This is a genomic window from Halorussus ruber, assembly GCF_004765785.1.
Taxonomy (GTDB): Archaea; Halobacteriota; Halobacteria; order Halobacteriales; family Haladaptataceae; genus Halorussus; species Halorussus ruber.
Genome location: NZ_SBIT01000007.1, coordinates 49,772 through 66,290, shown reverse-complemented (window position 1 = coordinate 66,290; position 16,519 = coordinate 49,772). Strand labels below are relative to the sequence as shown.

The window sequence follows — 16,519 nt, the reverse complement described above, 5'->3', positions numbered from 1 at the left end:
CACGCATGGGAGGCCAACCGATGTTCGTCCTCGCGGAGGGGACCGAACGAACGCAGGGCCGAGACGCACAGAAGTCGAACATCTCGGCCGGAAAGGCGGTCAGCGAGGCGGTACGCACCACGCTCGGACCGCGCGGGATGGACAAGATGCTGGTCACGGACACCGGCGACGTGACCATCACCAACGACGGCGCGACCATCCTGAACACGATGGACATCGAGCATCCCGCCGCCCAGATGATAGTCGAGGTCGCCGAGGCCCAAGAGGACGAAGTGGGCGACGGGACCACGACCGCGGCGGTGCTTTCGGGCGAACTGCTCTCGAAGGCCGAGCAACTGCTCGACGACGACGTCCACCCGACGACCATCGTCGAGGGCTACGCCGAGGCCCGCGAAATCGCAATGGAGGCCATCGACGACCTCGTTCTGGACGAGGAGCTAGACGACCAACTCCTCGAACACGTCGCCGAGTCCAGCATGACCGGCAAGGGGACCGGCGACATCACGACCGAAAAGCTCGCCGACGCGGTGGTCCGGGCGGTCCGCCACGTCGAAGGCGACGAGGGCGTCGTCCGCGACAACATCCGGGTCCACACCCAGACCGGCGGCTCGTCGTCCGCCACCGAACTCGTGGAGGGCGTCATCTCCGACGCCGAGGCGGTCCACGCCAACATGCCCACCGAGGTCGAGGACGCCACCATCGCGGTCGTGGACGAGCAGTTCGGCGTCCGCGAGACCGAAATCGACGCCGAGTACACGGTCGAGGACGTGGACCAACTCACCGCCGCGATGGACGCCGAGGAGCGCGAACTCCGCGAGTACGCCGACGCGCTCGCCGAGGCTGGCGTCGATGTCGTCTTCTCGACCGACTCCATCGACGACCGCGCCGGAGCCTTCCTCGCCGACGCGGGTCTCCTCGCGTTCGAGAGCGTCGGCAACGACGAGGCCCGCGCCATCGCCTCCGCGACCGGCGCGAGTCGGACCAGCAAGGTCGCGGACATCGAGGACGCCGACCTCGGGCGCGCCGAGACGGTCCGCGTCCGGACCTTCGCCGACGACGACCTCGCCTTCGTGGAGGGCGGCGCGGCCGCCGAGGCGGTCACGATGCTGATTCGGGGCGGCACCGAACACGTCGTTGACGAGCTCGAACGCGCCCTCTCCGACGCCATCGACGTGGTGACGGCCGCGCTCGACACCGGCGGGGTCGTCCCCGGCGCTGGCGCGACCGAAATCGTCGCCGCCGACCGAGTGCGCGAGGAGGCCGCCAGCGTCGAGGGCCGCAAGCAACTCGCGGTCGAGGCCTTCGCCGACGCCGTGGACGTGCTTCCGCGCACCCTCGCCGAGAACACCGGCATGGACCCCATCGACGGACTGGTGGACCTCCGCGCCGAGAACGAGGGCAACGAGGGCCGGGCCGGAATCATCGCCGAGGGCGAACACGGCGAGGTCGGGAATCCGGTCGAGGCGGGCGTCCTCGACCCCGCCGCGGTCAAGCGCGAGGCCTTCGAGTCGGCGACCGAGGCCGCGACGATGATCGCGCGCATCGACGACGTGATTGCGGCGGAATAAGACAATACATTTACCACCTATTCCGTCGTAGTAGGTAATGGTCTAGATGCGGGAGGGCTTCATTTGTAGTCCTTCCAATTTTGCTCCGTCGAGAGCTACTGTAATTCCGCACCCTCGGGACACACCTCGGTCTGATTCTCCAGCACGCCCTCGACGCCCACAGCGAACACCGTCTCGCCGACCATCGCCATGCTGGCGGTCCCGCCCGCCGATTCGACCGCTTCGACGGCCTCGCGCACCGCCGCAGTCGGCAGGTCGATGGCCTGTGCGAACTCCCACGATTCGCGGGTCAGGTCCGCGAGCGTCGGGTCGTCGGGGAGCGCGTCGAGGAGGGCGGTCCCCTCGCGCTGGACGCGAGCCATCAGGTCCTCGTCGGCCAGCGCCTCCTCGGTGGCGATGGGGCCGAACGAGGAGTACTCGATAGTCGTCTCGCGCGCGAACTTCCGAGGGTCGCCGCCGTCGCCGACCACGAGACCGCCGCGGTGCTGGACGAACACGTCGCCGAGGCCCGTCCCGGCCTCGACTTCGGCGCGGTGGGCGATTTCGAGGAGGTCCTCGCGGGACATAGCGAGGTCGAACTCGGCGTTCGCGGCGATGACGGTGGCGAGGGTGGCCGCGCCGCTCGCGCCGAACCCGCGGCCGATGGGGACCTCGGCGGTGACGTCCACGCGGGCCGCGTTCGGCAGGTCGAGTTTCCGGAGGGCCAATTCGACCGGTTCGAAGTCGGTGGGTTCACCGCCGACCGTGACGACGTGGTCGTCGGCGGTCGGGCGCTCGGCGTCCGGTTCGTCAGTGGTCGAGCTACCGGCGTCTGGTCCCTCGGCGAGAGTCACGTCCGCGACGACGCCGTCGGCGATGGCGACGCTCGCGCCCTTCGACTGGTCGGCCGTCTCGCCCGGCGCGAAGACGGCGGTGACGCTTCCGGGGGCGAAGGCTCTCACAGTCGGTGATTGGTCGGAATCCCTTTTGAACCCTCGGGAGGCAGTCGGCGGGAATCGCCGGAATCGTTCGTCACTGCGTCCACAGTAGAGACAATAAAACCTATGTTAAAAAAAATAAATACAATTTATAAAGGCTGAATTTTGGTTCTCCGAGTGAGAGAGGACCGTCACTCGCTCTGCCGACGGAAGTACGACGAGACGAGAATGCCGAGCGTAATCGTGACGAGACCGACGTAACTCACTCGCCGGTGGTGCTGACCGCGGCCCCGATAGCGACGAGGTAGCCTAGACCGATGCCCATGCGGAAGACGCCGAGTTTCTCGCCGACCAAATCCCCCGACGAGTCGTCGTTCGGTAGCGGAATATCCCTATTATAATATTTTATAAATAAATATACTGTCGTCTGCGTAGATCGATACTTCTCTCGTCGCCCCGCGGCCACCGCGCTTTCCCTGCTGAAGCCGATACCCTCCGGCGTGACCGACACGATGCACGCCGTCGCTATCGAGGAGTACGGTGACCCGGACGTCTTCGAGGACAGGGAGTTCGACCGACCCGAACCCGACCCGGAGGAGGTCCTGCTCCGAGTCGAGGCCTCCAGCGTCAACCCCGTCGAGTACAAGATTCGCTCGGGCGACCTGCCGCCGTTCGCGCCCGACTTCCCCGCGATTCTGGGCTGTGACGCCGCGGGCGTAGTCGAGGCGGTCGGCGACGACGTGACGGCCTTCGAGGAGGGCGAGGCGGTCTACGGCATGGTCGGCGGCGTCACCGGCGCACAGGGAGCCTACGCCGAGTACGTCCCCGCTCACGAGAAACTCCTCGCGCCCGTGCCGGACTCGCTGTCGTTCGCCGAGGCCGCCGCGCTCCCCGTCGTCGCGCTCACCGCGTGGGAGATGCTCGTGGACAAGGCAGACGCGGGCGAGGAGGACTCGACGCTGGTCTACGGCGGCGCTGGCGGCGTGGGCCACGTCGGCGTCCAACTCGCCGACTGGCTCGGCGCGGACGTGTACGCCACCGGCTCGACCGAGCGCAAGCGCGACCTCGCCGAGGCGTTGGGCGCGTCCGCGACCATCGACTACACCGCGAGCGACCCCGAGGAGTACGTCGCCGAGTACACCGACGGCGCGGGCTTCGACGTGGTGTTCGACCCCGTGGGCGACGACCACCTCCAGACCGCGTTCGAGGCCGTCGCGCCCTTCCAGCGAGTCGTCACCACCGAGTCGAGTTCGACCCAGAACCTCGGCCAGATGCACCAGAAGGCCCTCTCGCTCGGCGTCGTCCTCTCCATCCTGCCGGTCCTCCGACAGCAGGGCCGCGAGCGCGTCGGCGAGCGATTCCGGAAAATCAACGACGTAGTTTCGGAAGGCGGCCTCGAACCCGTGCTGGATGACGAGCAGTTCGAGCTGACCGCCGAGGGCGTCGCCGACGCCCACCGCTACGCCGAGGAGGGCAATCACGTCGGGAAGATTTCGCTGGTCCGGGCCGAGTAGCGCCGCGAAGCCCTCGGCGGACCGCTCGGTCCGGGTGGATGACTCAGTCCAAGTGGATGACTCAGTCCAAGTGGATGACTCAGTCTAAGTGGATGACTCAGTCCGAGTCGATGGCCCCCTCCATCGAGTCCATCGTCTCGGTGGTCTGGAGGACGTACGGCATCAGGATTCCCTGAACGACGATGCTCAGGACGGCCACCCCGAACACCATCGCGCCGAGTTTGTCGTGGTACGGGAGCGCGTCGGGAACCGACAGGAAGAGCGCTATCGGGACGACCGTGTGCATCCCGCCCCAGACGAGGACGTGCTGGTAGTCCAGCGGAATCCGTCCGGTACTCGACCGGTTCACGAGCTTGATGACCGGGTACACCGAGAGGGCCCGGACGAGGAACACCAACACCGCGGCGACGAGGATGAGCGGCATGAAGTTGAGCAGATGGTCCACCGGCACGCGGATACCGACCAGCACGAAGAGGACGGTCGTTGCGAGGAAGGCCGCGGTCCGCCAGATTTCTTCGACGAACTCCACGGTCTCGGCGCGGATCACCTTCGCCTTCCCGTAGGTGCCGATCAGGAGTCCCGCCGAGACGACCGCGAGAACGCCGCTCAGGTGCAACAGTTCCTCGGCGAGCAGATAGCTACCGTACGGGAGGATGATCAGGAACAGCAGTTGGGCCATCTCCTCGACGGCGTACCGCAGGACGAGCAAGACGAGCCCGCCCGTGACGAGTCCGACGGCGAGACCCCCGAGGCTCACCCACGTTATCTCGACGGCCAAATTCACGAGTTCCGGGACGGTGACGAGTCCCTCGATGGACTGGCCGGTCTGGACCTGTTCCCAGACCAGCGCCAGAAGCGTCGAGAACGTCACGATGGCGAACCCTTCGCTCAGGTGGCTCTCGGTCTCGGCGAGGACGCCGAGTCGCACCGGGGCCTCCGTGTCGCGGAAGATAGCCAGCACGGCGACCGGGTCGATAGGGTAGACGATAACGGCGTACAGCAGCGCGATGACGAGGGGGACGCCGAACGCGTAGCTCCCCGCAAGACCGAGGAGCAACACGGCGAACGGGAGTCCGAGGACGACCATCAGAATCGCCTCGGGGAGCACGTCGCCGAAGTGTCCGGGCTTGGTCTCCTCGGCACCCTGAAAGATAATCGTCGGCAACAGCACCTTCATCACGAGGTCCGGCGAGAGGTCGAGACTGACTTGGAGTTGGGAGACCGAGATGGCGAACCCGACGACCACGAGGACGACCGTGAACGGAATGCGAACGCGAGTCGCCAACGCTCGGACGACGGCGGCGATGCCCAAAACCAGCATGAGTTCGCCGACCAAGACGACGAGGTCGCTCACCGCCGGGTCTCCGCTGGGATTTCGGGGACTCCCGAATGGCCGTTGCGAGACCTCGAACGGTCGTTACGCGACGACGACCGACGCGGAGCGGTCGTCGGGACCTGCGCCGGCTTTTCGGGGTTACGTCCGAGGGAGAGCGGTAAACGAGTCAGAGACATTCACCGCGTTTTCGGGCCAGAGGTAGAAAAGGCTGGTAGCCATCCGACTTCGTCCGGAGGTCAGCTTTCGACATCCGGGGTCGCTCGCTCCCGAGGGTGGCTCCTCGCCTGTTCCCGACGAGTAGCAACCTTTGTATCCACGCCCCCGGAAATCCGGAGCAATGACGACGTTCTTCGACCGACTCGCCGACCGCATCGCCGACATCGACAGCATCGTCTCGGTCGGTCTCGACCCTGACACCGACCGCCTGCCCGAGGCGGTCCGCGACGCCGACCTGCCGCGCTGGGAGTTCAACCGCCGAATCATCGACGCGACCCACGAACACGCCGCGGTGTTCAAGCCCAACGCCGCGTTCTACGAGGATTCTGATGGGTGGCAAGCTCTGGAGAAGACCGTCGAACACGCTCAAGAGAAGGGCGTCCCGGTCCTGCTCGACGCCAAGCGCGCCGACATCGGCAATACCTCCCGGCAGTACGCCAAGGTGCTGGACTCGGTGGACGCCATCACACTCAACCCCTTCCTCGGTCGGGACGCGCTCGCCCCCTTCCTCGACCGCGAGGAGGCCGGGTGCTTCCTCCTCTGTCGGACCTCGAACCCCGGCGGCGCGGACGTACAGGAACTCGAACTCGCCGACGGAAATCTGGTCTACGAGCGCGTCGCTGACCTCGCCAGCGAGTGGAACACCAACGACAACGTCGGCCTCGTCGTCGGCGCGACCACGCCGGAGGAACTCCGAGCAGTCCGCGAGCGCGTGCCGGACCTCCCCTTCCTCGTCCCCGGCGTCGGCGCGCAGGGCGGCGACGCGGAGGCCGCCGCGACTCACGCCACCGCCGAGAACGGCGCGGGACTGGTCAACTCGACTCGGGGCATCATCTTCTCGGGCGAGGACTCCGAGTCAGCCTTCGACGAGGCCGCCGGAGACGCCGCGAAGGACCTGAAAGAGCGCCTGAACCAGTACCGATAGCCCTAATCGCCACCGACCCTAACCTCCGGGCGTGAGTACTGACGAGACGATTTCCAGCCGACCGATTTTCGCCGCGGTCGCAGTCATCGTCGTCCTCGTGGCGGGCGGTATCGGCGCAATCGTCGGCGCGTCCGGGCAGAACCGAGCGGTGTCGATGGACCTGCTGGGCGTCGTCTCCTTCCAGATGACGCCGGTCTCGATGGCCGCGTTCGGGATGGTCGTGACGGCGAGCGTGCTGGCGCTCCTGTTCGGCCTCGTCAGCGTGGCCGCCCGGTACGACGACCAGACCGGCGAGCGAGCGTAGAAACGGACGAACGACCGTAGGAGAACTGTCGGCGAAACGCCCTTTTACCCGCCCTCCGACGAGTCTCGCATGACCGACACCCGAGTGCAGGAGTTGACGACCGAGGCCGAGTGGACGGCCGCGCTCCCGATTCTGCGCCAACTCTGGACCGACGCCGACGAGGAGTTCGTCCGGTCGTGGGCCGACGAGGACGACTATCGGCTGTTCGGCCTGCTCGCAGGCGGGAATCTCGTCGCGGTCGCCGGAGTCTCGATTCAGCGCGTCCTCCACCACGCTCGCCACGCGTGGATTCACGACTTCGTGGTCGCCGAGGCCCACCGCGGGCAAGGCCACGGCGCGGAACTGCTCGGCTTCGTGGAGTCGTGGGCCGAGGACCGAGACTGCGAGTACGTCGCGCTCGCCGTCAGAGGCGGCAACGACGACGCGCTCCGGTTCTACGAGTCCGAGGGGATGGAGCGATGGGGACACGTCGTAGAGACGGAGCTGTAGAAGTGACATACGAGTGAACTGCTCGATTCCGCTCGCTCGTTTTCACTCGATTCGAATCTCGTCGCCGACCGAGACGCCGAATTCCTCGTCGCCGCGGCCGCGGTTGACCGCGAGTTCGACGTTGCCGTGGCTTCCGACCGTGACGAGGCGCTGGTTCGGCCCGACCTCGTCGTAGGCCTGCGCGACCGGCGCGGACTCGCCGTTGACGACGACTTCCTCGCGGTCGTCGAGGAGGTCCCCGGGGAGGTTGGTCACGACGTTGCCGAACCCGTCCACGACGAGGACCTCGCCGACCGCGGTGCCGTCCTCGATTTCCGGTTCGGGGAATCGGAGGTTCTGGTACTCCTCGACGGGCACCACGTCGTCGCGCTCGTGGAGGTTCTCGACGCCCTCCTCGTGGATTGCGGCCGCGGCGGGCGCGAACACGTCCCGACCGTGGAAGGTGGAACTCGCGGGGTCGGCGTACTCGACTTCGAAGACCTCCACGTCGGCCCCCTCGCGGGCCGCCAGCTCGCGGGCCGCCGGGAGGAGGACGCCGTTGTCCGGACCGACCAAGGCGTGGTCGCCCGCCCGAATCGCCAGCGCGGCCCGGTCGGTGCCGACGCCGGGGTCCACGACGACGAGGTGGACCGCGGCGGGGAAGTACGGCAGGACCTCGCGGAGCCAGAATCCGGCGGCGCGGAGGTCTTGCCGGGGGAAATCGTGGGCCACGTCCACCAGTCGCGCGTCGGTTCGCTGGAGCACGACGCCCTTCATCGCGGCGGGGTAGGGCGTGCCGAAGTCTGAGGCGAGCGTTATCATACGCGAAGGGTTCGGCCCCCTGCGTCTAAAACGCACCCGTTCCAGAGCGGTCGGCGGTGCGAAGTCGGACGGGAGTGACGTTTCGAAAGACACCGAAACGACGCACCGCCCAAAACACGCCCCAACGTGCCGCTCAAAACACGCCCCGTAGCCCGGACCTTTATGCGCTCTCTGCCCGACAATCCGGACATGGCAAACGTCACGGTCGTCGCCGAGGACGTGGAACTGGACCGACCCACGCTGGTCGAGGGACTGCCGGGCATCGGACTGGTCGGGAAAATCGCAACCGACCACCTCGTGGAGACGTTCGACATGACGTACTTCGCCAGCATCGACTGCGAGGGCCTGCCCCGAATCGCGGTCTACGAGGACGGAAGCCGCGAACTCCAACCGCCGGTCCGCCTCTACGCCGACGAGGAGCGCAATCTCGTCGCCCTCCAGAGCGACGTGCCGGTCTCGGCGTCGGCGGCCTCGGAGTTCTCCTCGTGCATCAGTAACTGGCTCGAAGACCACGACGCCACCGCCATCTACATGAGCGGGCTTCCCAACAAGAAGGAGGCCGACGAAATCCCGTCGCTCTACGGGGTCGCAACCGGCGACGTGGCCGACCGCCTCGACGAGCAGGACATCGACACGCCCGGCGACAAGGGCGCGATTAGCGGTCCGACAGGGGCGCTCCTCCACGAGGCAGGCGCGCGAGACCTCGACGCGCTCGGTCTCATCGTGGAGAGCGACCCGCAGTTCCCCGACCCCGAGGCCGCCCGCATCCTCATCGAACGCGGGATTGCGCCCCTGACCGGCGTCGAAGTCGACAGCAGTGACCTCGTGGAGCGCGCCGAGGAGATCAGCGAGCAGAAAGAGCAGCTCGCCCAGCGCATGCAGGAAGCCGAGTCCGACGAGAGTTCGCAGGCCCAGCCGCTTCGGATGTTCCAGTGAAACGTTTGCTGTCTTTGCGAGCGTAGCGAGCAAAGGCTCGGAAGACGCGGTTTGTCTTCCGGTGCGGTCGAAATCGCGGCTCCGCCGCGATTTCTCCCTGGCAAAACTTTCACGGAGAACACCGTCAGAGCGAAGCTCTGACGAGCCGTCGTTCGCTCCGCTCGCGCGGATGCTGGTGCGATGCGCCGGTGGTAACGCAGCCCCATCCAAGAAATATTTTTGTATATTTAGGAAATAAATAGATTGTTTAGGGGAATCTTCGGGTTTGTCTAACCTACTCGCTGGCGACGGTGACAGGCCCGGTCGGCGTCCGTATCTCGACTTCTGCGCGAGTTGGTAGAGACTCCTCGTAGGGCACGCGAACGAGGAGGTTCGCTGTCGGCGCGTCGTTCGTGGCACCGTCGGCGACGACGCAGACCTCGGCGCGGACGGTTCGGCCGTCGATTCCGAGGTCAGTCACGCGGAGGTCGTGACCGCCGCTGCTCTTCGTGTACTGGACGACCAGCACCGCGAATCGCTCGAAGTCAGTTTCGGTCAGGAAGGCGTCGTCGGCGTCGGTCACCTCGTCCGTTCGGAGCGTCGAGCGCCACTCATCGCCGACGACCGTGACCGCCGGACGATGTCCGGACTCGCGGACGAGTCCGAGGCCGTAATCGCTGCGGACGTGCCGCCGACGCGCAGGAATCGCCGACGGCGGACAGTTGTCGGTCCTCGATGCGCCCGTGTCTTCGGTCGTCTCGACTGTCGCTGGGGTTGTCCCGTCCGTCGTTGTCGACGCCGCGCCCTCGGTCGTGGTTCGTGCTGTCGCTCTGGTGGTCGAGGTCGTGGCTTCCGTGGTCGGACCGGACTCCTCGGACCCGAATCCGACACATCCGGCGATTCCCGTCGCGCTCAGTCCGACCACTCGAAGCACCGCGCGCCGGTTCATATCCGAATCTCCGAGACGGGCCGGAAAGTTGTTGCGGAATCAACTACTCCTCGCGCGCTGGAGTCGAAAGCGTCGGTGTTTTGCTCCCGCGGTGACTCATCTCGACCATGACCGACCTCGAAGACGCAGTTTCGGAGTTCCTGAGCGAGACAGACACCGTCTACCGCGAGTACGACAAGGGCTACATGGACGCCGACGCCGCGCTGAGTCGCATCCAGAAGGAGGTCGAGGACCTCCGCGAGAAAGCCGAGTCGGAGTAACCAACTGCATAGTCGAGTTTTTCGTCGAGAGCAATCGCCGTGAGCGACTGCTCTCGCAGTGAAAAGACCGTGGTTAATACTTCGGGTCAGCGCCCGTGGTCGCGTAGATGTCGTCCATAATCGAATCGCGCTTCTCCTGCCACGCCGAGAGGCCCCGCGGGTCGCTGGGGTAGGTCTCGTAGTGGTCGATGAGGTCGTCGGCGAGGTTCTTGGTCTGGTAGAGGTCGTAGATGAGGTCCCAGTGGCCGACCGACTTGATGGCGGTCTGAATCTTGAGCCACCAGCCGACGTTGGCCGACCCCGAGTAGAGGGCTTCCGCCAGCTTGCTCGCCGGGAGCGCGCCCAGCAGGCCCATCAGGTCGTCCACGTCCACCGCGGTCGAGAAGATGTTGTACACGTCCAGTCCGGCGTAGCGCGCGCCGAAGTGGTCCATCACGCGCTCGTTGTACTCCCAGAGGGCGGCCTCGGTCACGTCGCCCTGCTCGATGGCGTCGATGGCGGCCTCGGCGGCGTACTTTCCGGCGTAGGCCGCGCCAGCGATGCCGCCGCCCGTGGTCGGGTTGACGTGACCCGCGGCGTCACCCACCGACATGAATCCCGGCGCGGTCGCCGAGTCGTAGGGTCGGCGCGTCGGCAGGGCCGCGCCCAGTTTGTCCTCGACCGTCGCGTTCTCGAACTCCGGACGCTGCTGGAGGTCGCGCTTGAGGTCGTCCACCAGATGCATCGGCTCCTCGGTCATCTGGAAGCCGAGGCCCGCGTTAATCTCGGTGTCGGTCCGCGGGAAGTACCAGAGGTAGCCCGCCGCGCGCTCGGTCGGCTTGAACACCAGCGCGTCGTCCCACGGCACCGGCTCCTCGACTTCCACGATTTCGCGGTAGGCAGAACAGAACTGCGAGTAGTTGACATTGGTGTCGAAGGTGGCGTCTTCGAGGTTCGCCTTGTCTTGCAGAATCGACAGCGACCCCGCGGCGTCCACGACCACGTCGGCGTCGTACCGGTGGATGTCGCCCTTGCGCTTGCCCCGAACGCCGGTGACTCGGCCGTCCTCGCGCTGGGTCACGTCCTTGACCACCGTGTCGTAGTGGAACTCGACGCCCGCGTTCTCCGCGCCCTCGATGATGCGGCGGCCGTACTCCCAGCGGTCGATGACCGCCAGCTCGCCGGGCACCGGGATTTCCAGCACCGTGTTCTCCTGCGGTATCTCGAACCGGCCGTGGTCGACGCCCGTGTTCGTAAAGGACGGCTCTAACTGGGACTTGGGGATGGCCTCGGGAAAGGCGTCCGCACCCTTCAGCGCGTCTCCACAGGCGATGTGGCCAGCTTCCTCCTCGTTCTTTCGCTCCACTACGACGACATCGTACCCTGCCTTCGAGGCGGTCGCGGCGGCGTAACAACCCGCCGTCCCCGCCCCGACGACGACGATGTCGTACTCGTGCGTAGCCATGCATTCGGCTACGAGACGGAGGGGGCAAAACTCTTTATACGCGAACTGGGATTCTGTTGGCGATCAGGGGATAGCCTCGGCGATAAAGAGTTTAGTGAGGGAGTTTCGTAGCACGAGGCATGACCGAGTACACCGTCGAGTTCGTCGGCACGGGCGAGACCATCGAAGTCTCGGACAAAGAGACCATCCTGAGCAAGTGCATCGAGGAGGGCATCGCGCAGGAGTACTCCTGTCGCGTCGGGATGTGTCTGGCCTGCTCGGCCGAAATCGTGGAGGGCGACGTGACCCAGCCCGCGGCCCGCGGTCTGACCGAGGAGGAGGCCGAGGACTACGCGCTGACCTGCATGGCCCGGCCCAACAGCGACCTCAAGCTGGACCGCGGGAAGTACCCGCCGAGCATCGAGGACGACGCCACCGCGATGGAGAGCGAACCCGCCGCGGCCGACGACTAAGCCACGAACTGCTAGAACGAGTTTCTGACACGTAGAACAAGAGTTATTTGCGGATAATCGAGGCGAGGAGTTCGCGGAAGCTCTGTGAGTCGGTCATTTCAGGGATGTCCTCCTCGGTGACTCTGTATAGTTCTCGCTTTTCCTGTTCGGTATACTCGACAGTCGTACAACCGTCAGCGTCGTCCCGTTCGGTGTTGGAGTGGAGTTCTGGCATGAGATGGCCACCTCAGCTTACCACATCACCAATAACGCCAGCATACTTCATCATAAGCCTTTGTGCTTGTTCCTCATCAAGCTTCGTGTCACTTATATTTCCGGAACTGTCAATGCTTAAGACACCGATTGGCCGTCTGGAAGGATCACTATCCGGGTAGATCGGAACGCTTAGAATGGAATTCACGTGTGATGTTATCTCCTGCTGGGTATGACTTAAACTCCGAGATAATCCATCTCTTTGTTGAGAATCGTAGTATGTCGGGTTGTCATTTTCCAACGCAGTCCCTGCACACCCTGCACCAGACGGGTACTCCTGTTCGAGTTCCGCTTCGCTGTATCCGCCATGTGTTTCCTGAAAATTGAGATATCGCTTTCGATGCGGTGGGATGGCGAATTCCCAACGGTGGTTTACCAACATGACGTTTGCACGAAGGTCGCAGTCTGCAATCTCGTCCCGGTACTTGGAAAGAAGTTGCTCTAGTGCGATGTCAAGAATCGTCCGCTGAGTATCTTCTTGGACTCGCATCGTCGCCTGATACTGTGTCGCATAAGAGACCAAGCTACTTATTAGGAATGCAACAACGACGAGAGTGACGCCTATTGGAACTGGTCTAATAAGCTTCTGACTCGGATTCTGAATATAGAGCGAAACCCCCACCGCTATCGCAGTGATTACACCGTCGAGTATCACGGCCCAACCAGGTGGGATGTATGGAATCCAGCGCTCCACGGTAGTCGTATTAGACTACGAACCGTTAAAATATTATCGGAATGAATACTAGTTGATTCTGTAAAATACAGGGCTATCACCCGAGCCATGATGAGAGAACTAGATGGGAGGTCCCCGACTACTCCCGATTCGTCTCGAACCACTCCGCGCCGTAGTCCACGATGGCGCGCTGGTCGAGGAGTTTGGCCGCGCCGGACCCGACCCGCCCCCGAGTGACCGCCTCCGGATACTCCTCTTCGAAGTCCTGCCCTGCCTCGGGGAAGTCGTCGGAGTTGTAGTCTAACTCCTCGAACTCTCTCATCACGCGCTCGCCGTTCTCGTCCAGCACCGGCGCGGACTGGGTCACGATTTCCTGCTCGCGGTCGGCGCGGTGTTCCGCGAGGTGGAGCGAGGTGTTGGTCTCGTGGCCGGTGCCGAGCATCAGGATGGTCCCCTCGCGGTCGTAGACCGCTGCGAGGGGCGACTTCTCGCCGAGGCCGTGGTCGTAGGCGTGGTCGGCGACAATCTCCTCGGCGTCCGCGCCCCACGCCGAGAAGGAGTAAATCGGGTGGCGGCTTCGTCGGGCCTCGGGGTAGGTCCGGAAGGTCTCGCCAATCGCGCCCATTCCGCGGGTCGGCGTGACGGCGGGGCGGAAGGGCGGCCGCGAGGCCCGAATCTCCTCGACCCAGTCGTCGGGGACGGGCGGGTGTTCCCAGCCCTCGGGGTCGGTGTACTGGCCCGAGTGGGCGGGCATCACGAGCGTCCCGTCGGTGGTGACGACTTCCATCAGCGCGTCCACCACGGTCGTCGGGCCGACCGCGACCCACCCGAGCGACGACATCGAGGAGTGGACCAGCAGGGTGTCGCCCGCTTCGACGCCGAGATTCCGGAACTCCTCGGCGAGTCGCTCGACCGTCAGCGGGGCGTCCGTGCGCTCGATGGCCTTCGCTTCGCCCTGCACGTCCACGTCGTCGGATTCGAGTTCGGCGTCTGCTGGCTTCTCGTCTGCTGGCTTCTCGTCTTCTGTCGTCTCGTCATCGTGGGTTTCTGCGCTCTCGTCAGTCATGGGGGACGCTCCATCGAGAATCGGTTTTCCGTCGTCGCGTATAAACTTCCCGACAGTCGCCCGACAGCATCCAGTTTCTCCACGTCCATTTTTCCGTCGGTCGTCACCTCGTCGTCCACGTGGACCCACTCGACTTCGCCCAGCACCATCGTGGACTCGCCGACGTCCACCATCTCGTAGAGCGAACACTCGAAGGCGACGGGCGACTCGGCGACTCGCGGCGGCGTGACCGCGGTCGAGTCGGCGCGGGTGAGGTCGGCGCGGTCGAACTCGCTCTCGCCCGCCGGGAGGGTCGCGCTGGTCTGGTTCATCGCCTCGGCGACCGACTCGGTGACGACGTTGACGACGAACTCCTCGGTCTCCCGAACGTTCCGGGGCGTGTCCTTCAGGCCGCCGGGGGCGTCGTCGTCGTCCACCGGCGCGAACATCACGACCGGCGGGTCGTAGGCGACGACGTTGAAGAAGCTGTAGGGCGCGAGGTTGTCGATTCCGTCGGGGTTGGTCGTGCTGACCCACGCGATAGGCCGGGGGACGACCGCGCCAGCGAGGGTCCGGTACAGCGACCCGACTTCGTCGGGGTCGAGTTCCATGTCGTCGCGTGAGGGTCCCGCGGGGGAAGTAGTTGCGCTTGCGGCGAATCGCGGCGTCTCTGAATCGCCGCGTCTCCGTCTGTTGAAAGGGCCGCGCGCTCGCGGTCCCGCGCGCGCGCGGCGCTTTTCGACGGGAGGCCACCAAGTCAAAGGCTATCGCGGCCCACGATTTAGCCATGGTAGACGAGGAGACCGCCGAGAGCGAGAGCGACCGACGCGAGGAGATGGAGGCCGAGCGCGAACAGGAAGTCGAGGAGGAGATGGAGCGCGTGGACGAGGAGATGGACCCCGAGCAGACCGACCAGTCCGACGCCGCGACGCTCCCCGACGACGAGGAGGGCGACCACGACCGGGTGCAGGGCAAACACACCGAGGCGAACGAGGAGAACGACGGGTAGGGAGAACGTCCGGCAATCTAGTTTTTCGGCGAGTCGCGTCGGGGTCGCTGTTTCTCGACCGTCGGAATCGCGGGCGTTCTGCCGAGCGTGACGAGGAGTAGCGGTTTCTTCCGCGGGCCTCGGATACACATCGATACAACCGTCTGTTGCTCCAGAGACAAATGCAGACAATCGCTAAGACAATAGAAGCAATGCTTTTAGAAATACAGAGTTATTTCGGGGCGACCGGACCGGCTCTCTCGGCACTCGCCGCGCTCGGACGGAAGCCGGTTCCGACGCCGCGACGCCGCCGCGATACCCCAGACCGACGGGTACGTAAGTCCCGACTGACTACCCTCCGGCAATGAGCGAACTCGACGTCGAGGCGGTCGAACGTATCGACGAGAGCGACGTGCCGAAAGGGGTAGACGCGCCCGAGTACGTCCTCTACGGCGGGAAGGGCGGCGTCGGCAAGACCACGATGGCGGCCGCGACGGGACTGGCCAGCGCCCGCGACGGTACTTCGACACTGGTGGTCTCGACCGACCCGGCCCACTCGCTGTCGGACACCTTCGAGACCGACATCCCGGCGAGTCCCGAGCGCATCCGCGAGGACGTGCCGCTCTACGCCGCGGAAATCGACCCCGAGGCGGCGATGGAGGAGGGCGACGCGATGTTCGGCGGAGCCGCGGGCGACGGGAGTGCCGACGAAGTAGACCCTGCATCCGGACCGATGGGCGACGACAGCGGCCCGATGGGCGGCCTCGGCGGGATGCTGGGCGGCGAGAACCCGATGGAGTCGATGCTGGGCGGGCCGATGCCCGGCGCGGACGAGGCCGCCGCGATGCAGAAGCTGCTGGAGTTCATGGACGACGAGCGGTTCGAGCGCGTCGTCGTGGACACCGCGCCGACCGGCCACACCCTGCGACTGCTGGAACTGCCGGAACTCATGGACTCGATGGTCGGGCGCATCATGAAGATGAAACAGAAGTTCCAGGGCATGATGGAGGGCGTCAAGGGGATGTTCGGCGGCGAGGAGGCCGACCCCGAACAGGGGCTCGACGACCTCGAAGAACTCAGCGACCGCATCGAGCGCCTGCGGGCGACCCTGCGGGACCCCTCGAAGACCGACTTCCGGGTCGTGATGGTGCCCGAGGAGATGAGCGTCTTCGAGTCCAAGCGCCTGCTGGGTCAACTCGCGGAGTTCGAGGTCCCCGTCGGGACCGTCGTGGTCAACAAGGTGATGGAGGACTTGACCGACGTGGCGGGCGAGGAGACCGACACCGACGCCTTCGTCTCGCCGAACCTCGACACCTGCGAGTTCTGCCAGCGCCGCTGGGAGGTCCAGCAGGACGCCCTCAAGGAAGCTCAGGAGGTCTTCCGCGGCCACGACGTCAAGCGCGTGCCCCTGCTGGCCGACGAGGTGCGGGGCGAGCGGATGCTCGCGCTCGTGGCGAACTGCTTAGACTGA

The 16,519-nt window shown here is 65.3% G+C and carries 19 protein-coding genes and 1 pseudogene; 10 read left to right on the top strand and 10 right to left on the bottom strand.

Translation table 11 applies throughout. From position 1 onward, the window contains the following. Positions 1–5: 5 nt before the first annotated feature. Positions 6–1,568, top strand: coding sequence for a thermosome subunit alpha (gene thsA / locus EPL01_RS11645; protein ID WP_135825693.1), 1,563 nt, complete (start codon positions 6–8; stop codon positions 1,566–1,568). Between the two features lie 95 nt (positions 1,569–1,663). Here thsA and EPL01_RS11640 read toward each other — a convergent pair whose 3' ends face one another. Together EPL01_RS11640 and EPL01_RS11635 are read right to left on the bottom strand one after the other, a co-directional pair. Next, positions 1,664–2,509, bottom strand: coding sequence for a GHMP family kinase ATP-binding protein (locus EPL01_RS11640; protein WP_135825444.1), 846 nt, complete (start codon positions 2,507–2,509; stop codon positions 1,664–1,666). 238 nt (positions 2,510–2,747) lie between these two features. Then, positions 2,748–2,996, bottom strand: coding sequence for a hypothetical protein (locus EPL01_RS11635; protein WP_135825443.1), 249 nt, complete (start codon positions 2,994–2,996; stop codon positions 2,748–2,750). Here EPL01_RS11635 and EPL01_RS11630 point away from each other — a divergent pair. Continuing rightward, positions 2,986–3,999, top strand: a complete 1,014-nt coding sequence (locus EPL01_RS11630) for a zinc-binding dehydrogenase (protein ID WP_246045684.1) — start codon at positions 2,986–2,988, stop codon at positions 3,997–3,999. The genes EPL01_RS11635 and EPL01_RS11630 overlap by 11 nt on opposite strands. A 97-nt stretch (positions 4,000–4,096) precedes the next feature. Here EPL01_RS11630 and EPL01_RS11625 read toward each other — a convergent pair whose 3' ends face one another. Then, on the bottom strand, positions 4,097–5,353 hold the full coding sequence (locus EPL01_RS11625) for a cation:proton antiporter (RefSeq protein WP_135825442.1): 1,257 nt from the start codon (positions 5,351–5,353) through the stop codon (positions 4,097–4,099). Positions 5,354–5,672: 319 nt separating this feature from the next. Here EPL01_RS11625 and pyrF point away from each other — a divergent pair, with 319 nt between their 5' ends. From pyrF to EPL01_RS11610, 3 genes are all read left to right on the top strand, one after another. Beyond that, positions 5,673–6,476, top strand: coding sequence for an orotidine-5'-phosphate decarboxylase (gene pyrF, locus EPL01_RS11620; protein WP_135825441.1), 804 nt, complete (start codon positions 5,673–5,675; stop codon positions 6,474–6,476). Between the two features lie 31 nt (positions 6,477–6,507). After that, entirely contained in the window at positions 6,508–6,780 is a 273-nt protein-coding gene (locus EPL01_RS11615; protein WP_135825440.1) for a DUF7520 family protein, read from the top strand. A 69-nt stretch (positions 6,781–6,849) separates the two neighbouring features. Further along, complete coding sequence (locus tag EPL01_RS11610) at positions 6,850–7,269, top strand: GNAT family N-acetyltransferase (RefSeq protein ID WP_135825439.1); 420 nt, start codon at positions 6,850–6,852, stop codon at positions 7,267–7,269. A 42-nt stretch (positions 7,270–7,311) separates the two neighbouring features. Here EPL01_RS11610 and EPL01_RS11605 read toward each other — a convergent pair whose 3' ends face one another. Further along, positions 7,312–8,070 (bottom strand): SAM hydrolase/SAM-dependent halogenase family protein, encoded by a 759-nt coding sequence (locus tag EPL01_RS11605; protein WP_135825438.1) that lies wholly within the window; start codon positions 8,068–8,070, stop codon positions 7,312–7,314. 189 nt (positions 8,071–8,259) lie between these two features. Here EPL01_RS11605 and EPL01_RS11600 point away from each other — a divergent pair, with 189 nt between their 5' ends. Continuing rightward, a complete protein-coding gene (locus tag EPL01_RS11600; protein WP_135825437.1) occupies positions 8,260–9,006 on the top strand; it encodes a proteasome assembly chaperone family protein in 747 nt (248 codons plus the stop codon). Between the two features lie 274 nt (positions 9,007–9,280). Here the strand turns inward: EPL01_RS11600 and EPL01_RS11595 are convergent, their stop codons facing one another. Then, positions 9,281–9,934: a hypothetical protein gene (locus tag EPL01_RS11595; protein WP_135825436.1), complete on the bottom strand. Its 654-nt coding sequence runs from the start codon at positions 9,932–9,934 to the stop codon at positions 9,281–9,283. A gap of 107 nt (positions 9,935–10,041) precedes the next feature. On the opposite strand from EPL01_RS11595, the gene EPL01_RS21635 reads away from it, so the two are divergent. Beyond that, on the top strand, positions 10,042–10,194 hold the full coding sequence (locus tag EPL01_RS21635; RefSeq protein WP_168215887.1) for a hypothetical protein: 153 nt from the start codon (positions 10,042–10,044) through the stop codon (positions 10,192–10,194). A 73-nt stretch (positions 10,195–10,267) separates the two neighbouring features. On the opposite strand, the gene EPL01_RS11590 is transcribed toward EPL01_RS21635, so the two are convergent. Then, the gene (locus EPL01_RS11590; protein ID WP_135825435.1) at positions 10,268–11,638 is read right to left on the bottom strand and encodes a geranylgeranyl reductase family protein; all 1,371 of its coding nucleotides are present in this window, start codon (positions 11,636–11,638) and stop codon (positions 10,268–10,270) included. Between the two features lie 119 nt (positions 11,639–11,757). Between EPL01_RS11590 and EPL01_RS11585 the strand changes: the two genes are divergently transcribed. After that, positions 11,758–12,090 (top strand): 2Fe-2S iron-sulfur cluster-binding protein, encoded by a 333-nt coding sequence (locus tag EPL01_RS11585; protein WP_135825434.1) that lies wholly within the window; start codon positions 11,758–11,760, stop codon positions 12,088–12,090. 43 nt (positions 12,091–12,133) lie between these two features. Here the strand turns inward: EPL01_RS11585 and EPL01_RS21630 are convergent, their stop codons facing one another. The 4 genes from EPL01_RS21630 to EPL01_RS11570 all read right to left on the bottom strand — a co-directional run bounded on the left by EPL01_RS21630 (position 12,134) and on the right by EPL01_RS11570 (position 14,671). Then, a complete protein-coding gene (locus tag EPL01_RS21630; RefSeq protein WP_168215886.1) occupies positions 12,134–12,304 on the bottom strand; it encodes a hypothetical protein in 171 nt (56 codons plus the stop codon). Between the two features lie 12 nt (positions 12,305–12,316). Then, positions 12,317–13,036, bottom strand: coding sequence for a hypothetical protein (locus EPL01_RS11580; RefSeq protein WP_135825433.1), 720 nt, complete (start codon positions 13,034–13,036; stop codon positions 12,317–12,319). A 118-nt stretch (positions 13,037–13,154) separates the two neighbouring features. Beyond that, positions 13,155–14,081, bottom strand: coding sequence for an AAC(3) family N-acetyltransferase (locus tag EPL01_RS11575; RefSeq protein WP_135825432.1), 927 nt, complete (start codon positions 14,079–14,081; stop codon positions 13,155–13,157). Continuing rightward, positions 14,078–14,671 carry a flavin reductase family protein gene (locus EPL01_RS11570; protein WP_135825431.1) on the bottom strand — a complete coding sequence of 198 codons (594 nt, stop codon included), beginning with the start codon at positions 14,669–14,671 and terminating at the stop codon, positions 14,078–14,080. Before EPL01_RS11570 ends, EPL01_RS11575 begins: the two co-directional genes overlap by 4 nt. A 176-nt stretch (positions 14,672–14,847) precedes the next feature. Between EPL01_RS11570 and EPL01_RS11565 the strand changes: the two genes are divergently transcribed. Continuing rightward, positions 14,848–15,069: a hypothetical protein gene (locus EPL01_RS11565; protein ID WP_135825430.1), complete on the top strand. Its 222-nt coding sequence runs from the start codon at positions 14,848–14,850 to the stop codon at positions 15,067–15,069. A 337-nt stretch (positions 15,070–15,406) separates the two neighbouring features. Then, positions 15,407–16,519: pseudogene (locus EPL01_RS11560) on the top strand (ArsA family ATPase); the annotation flags it as partial.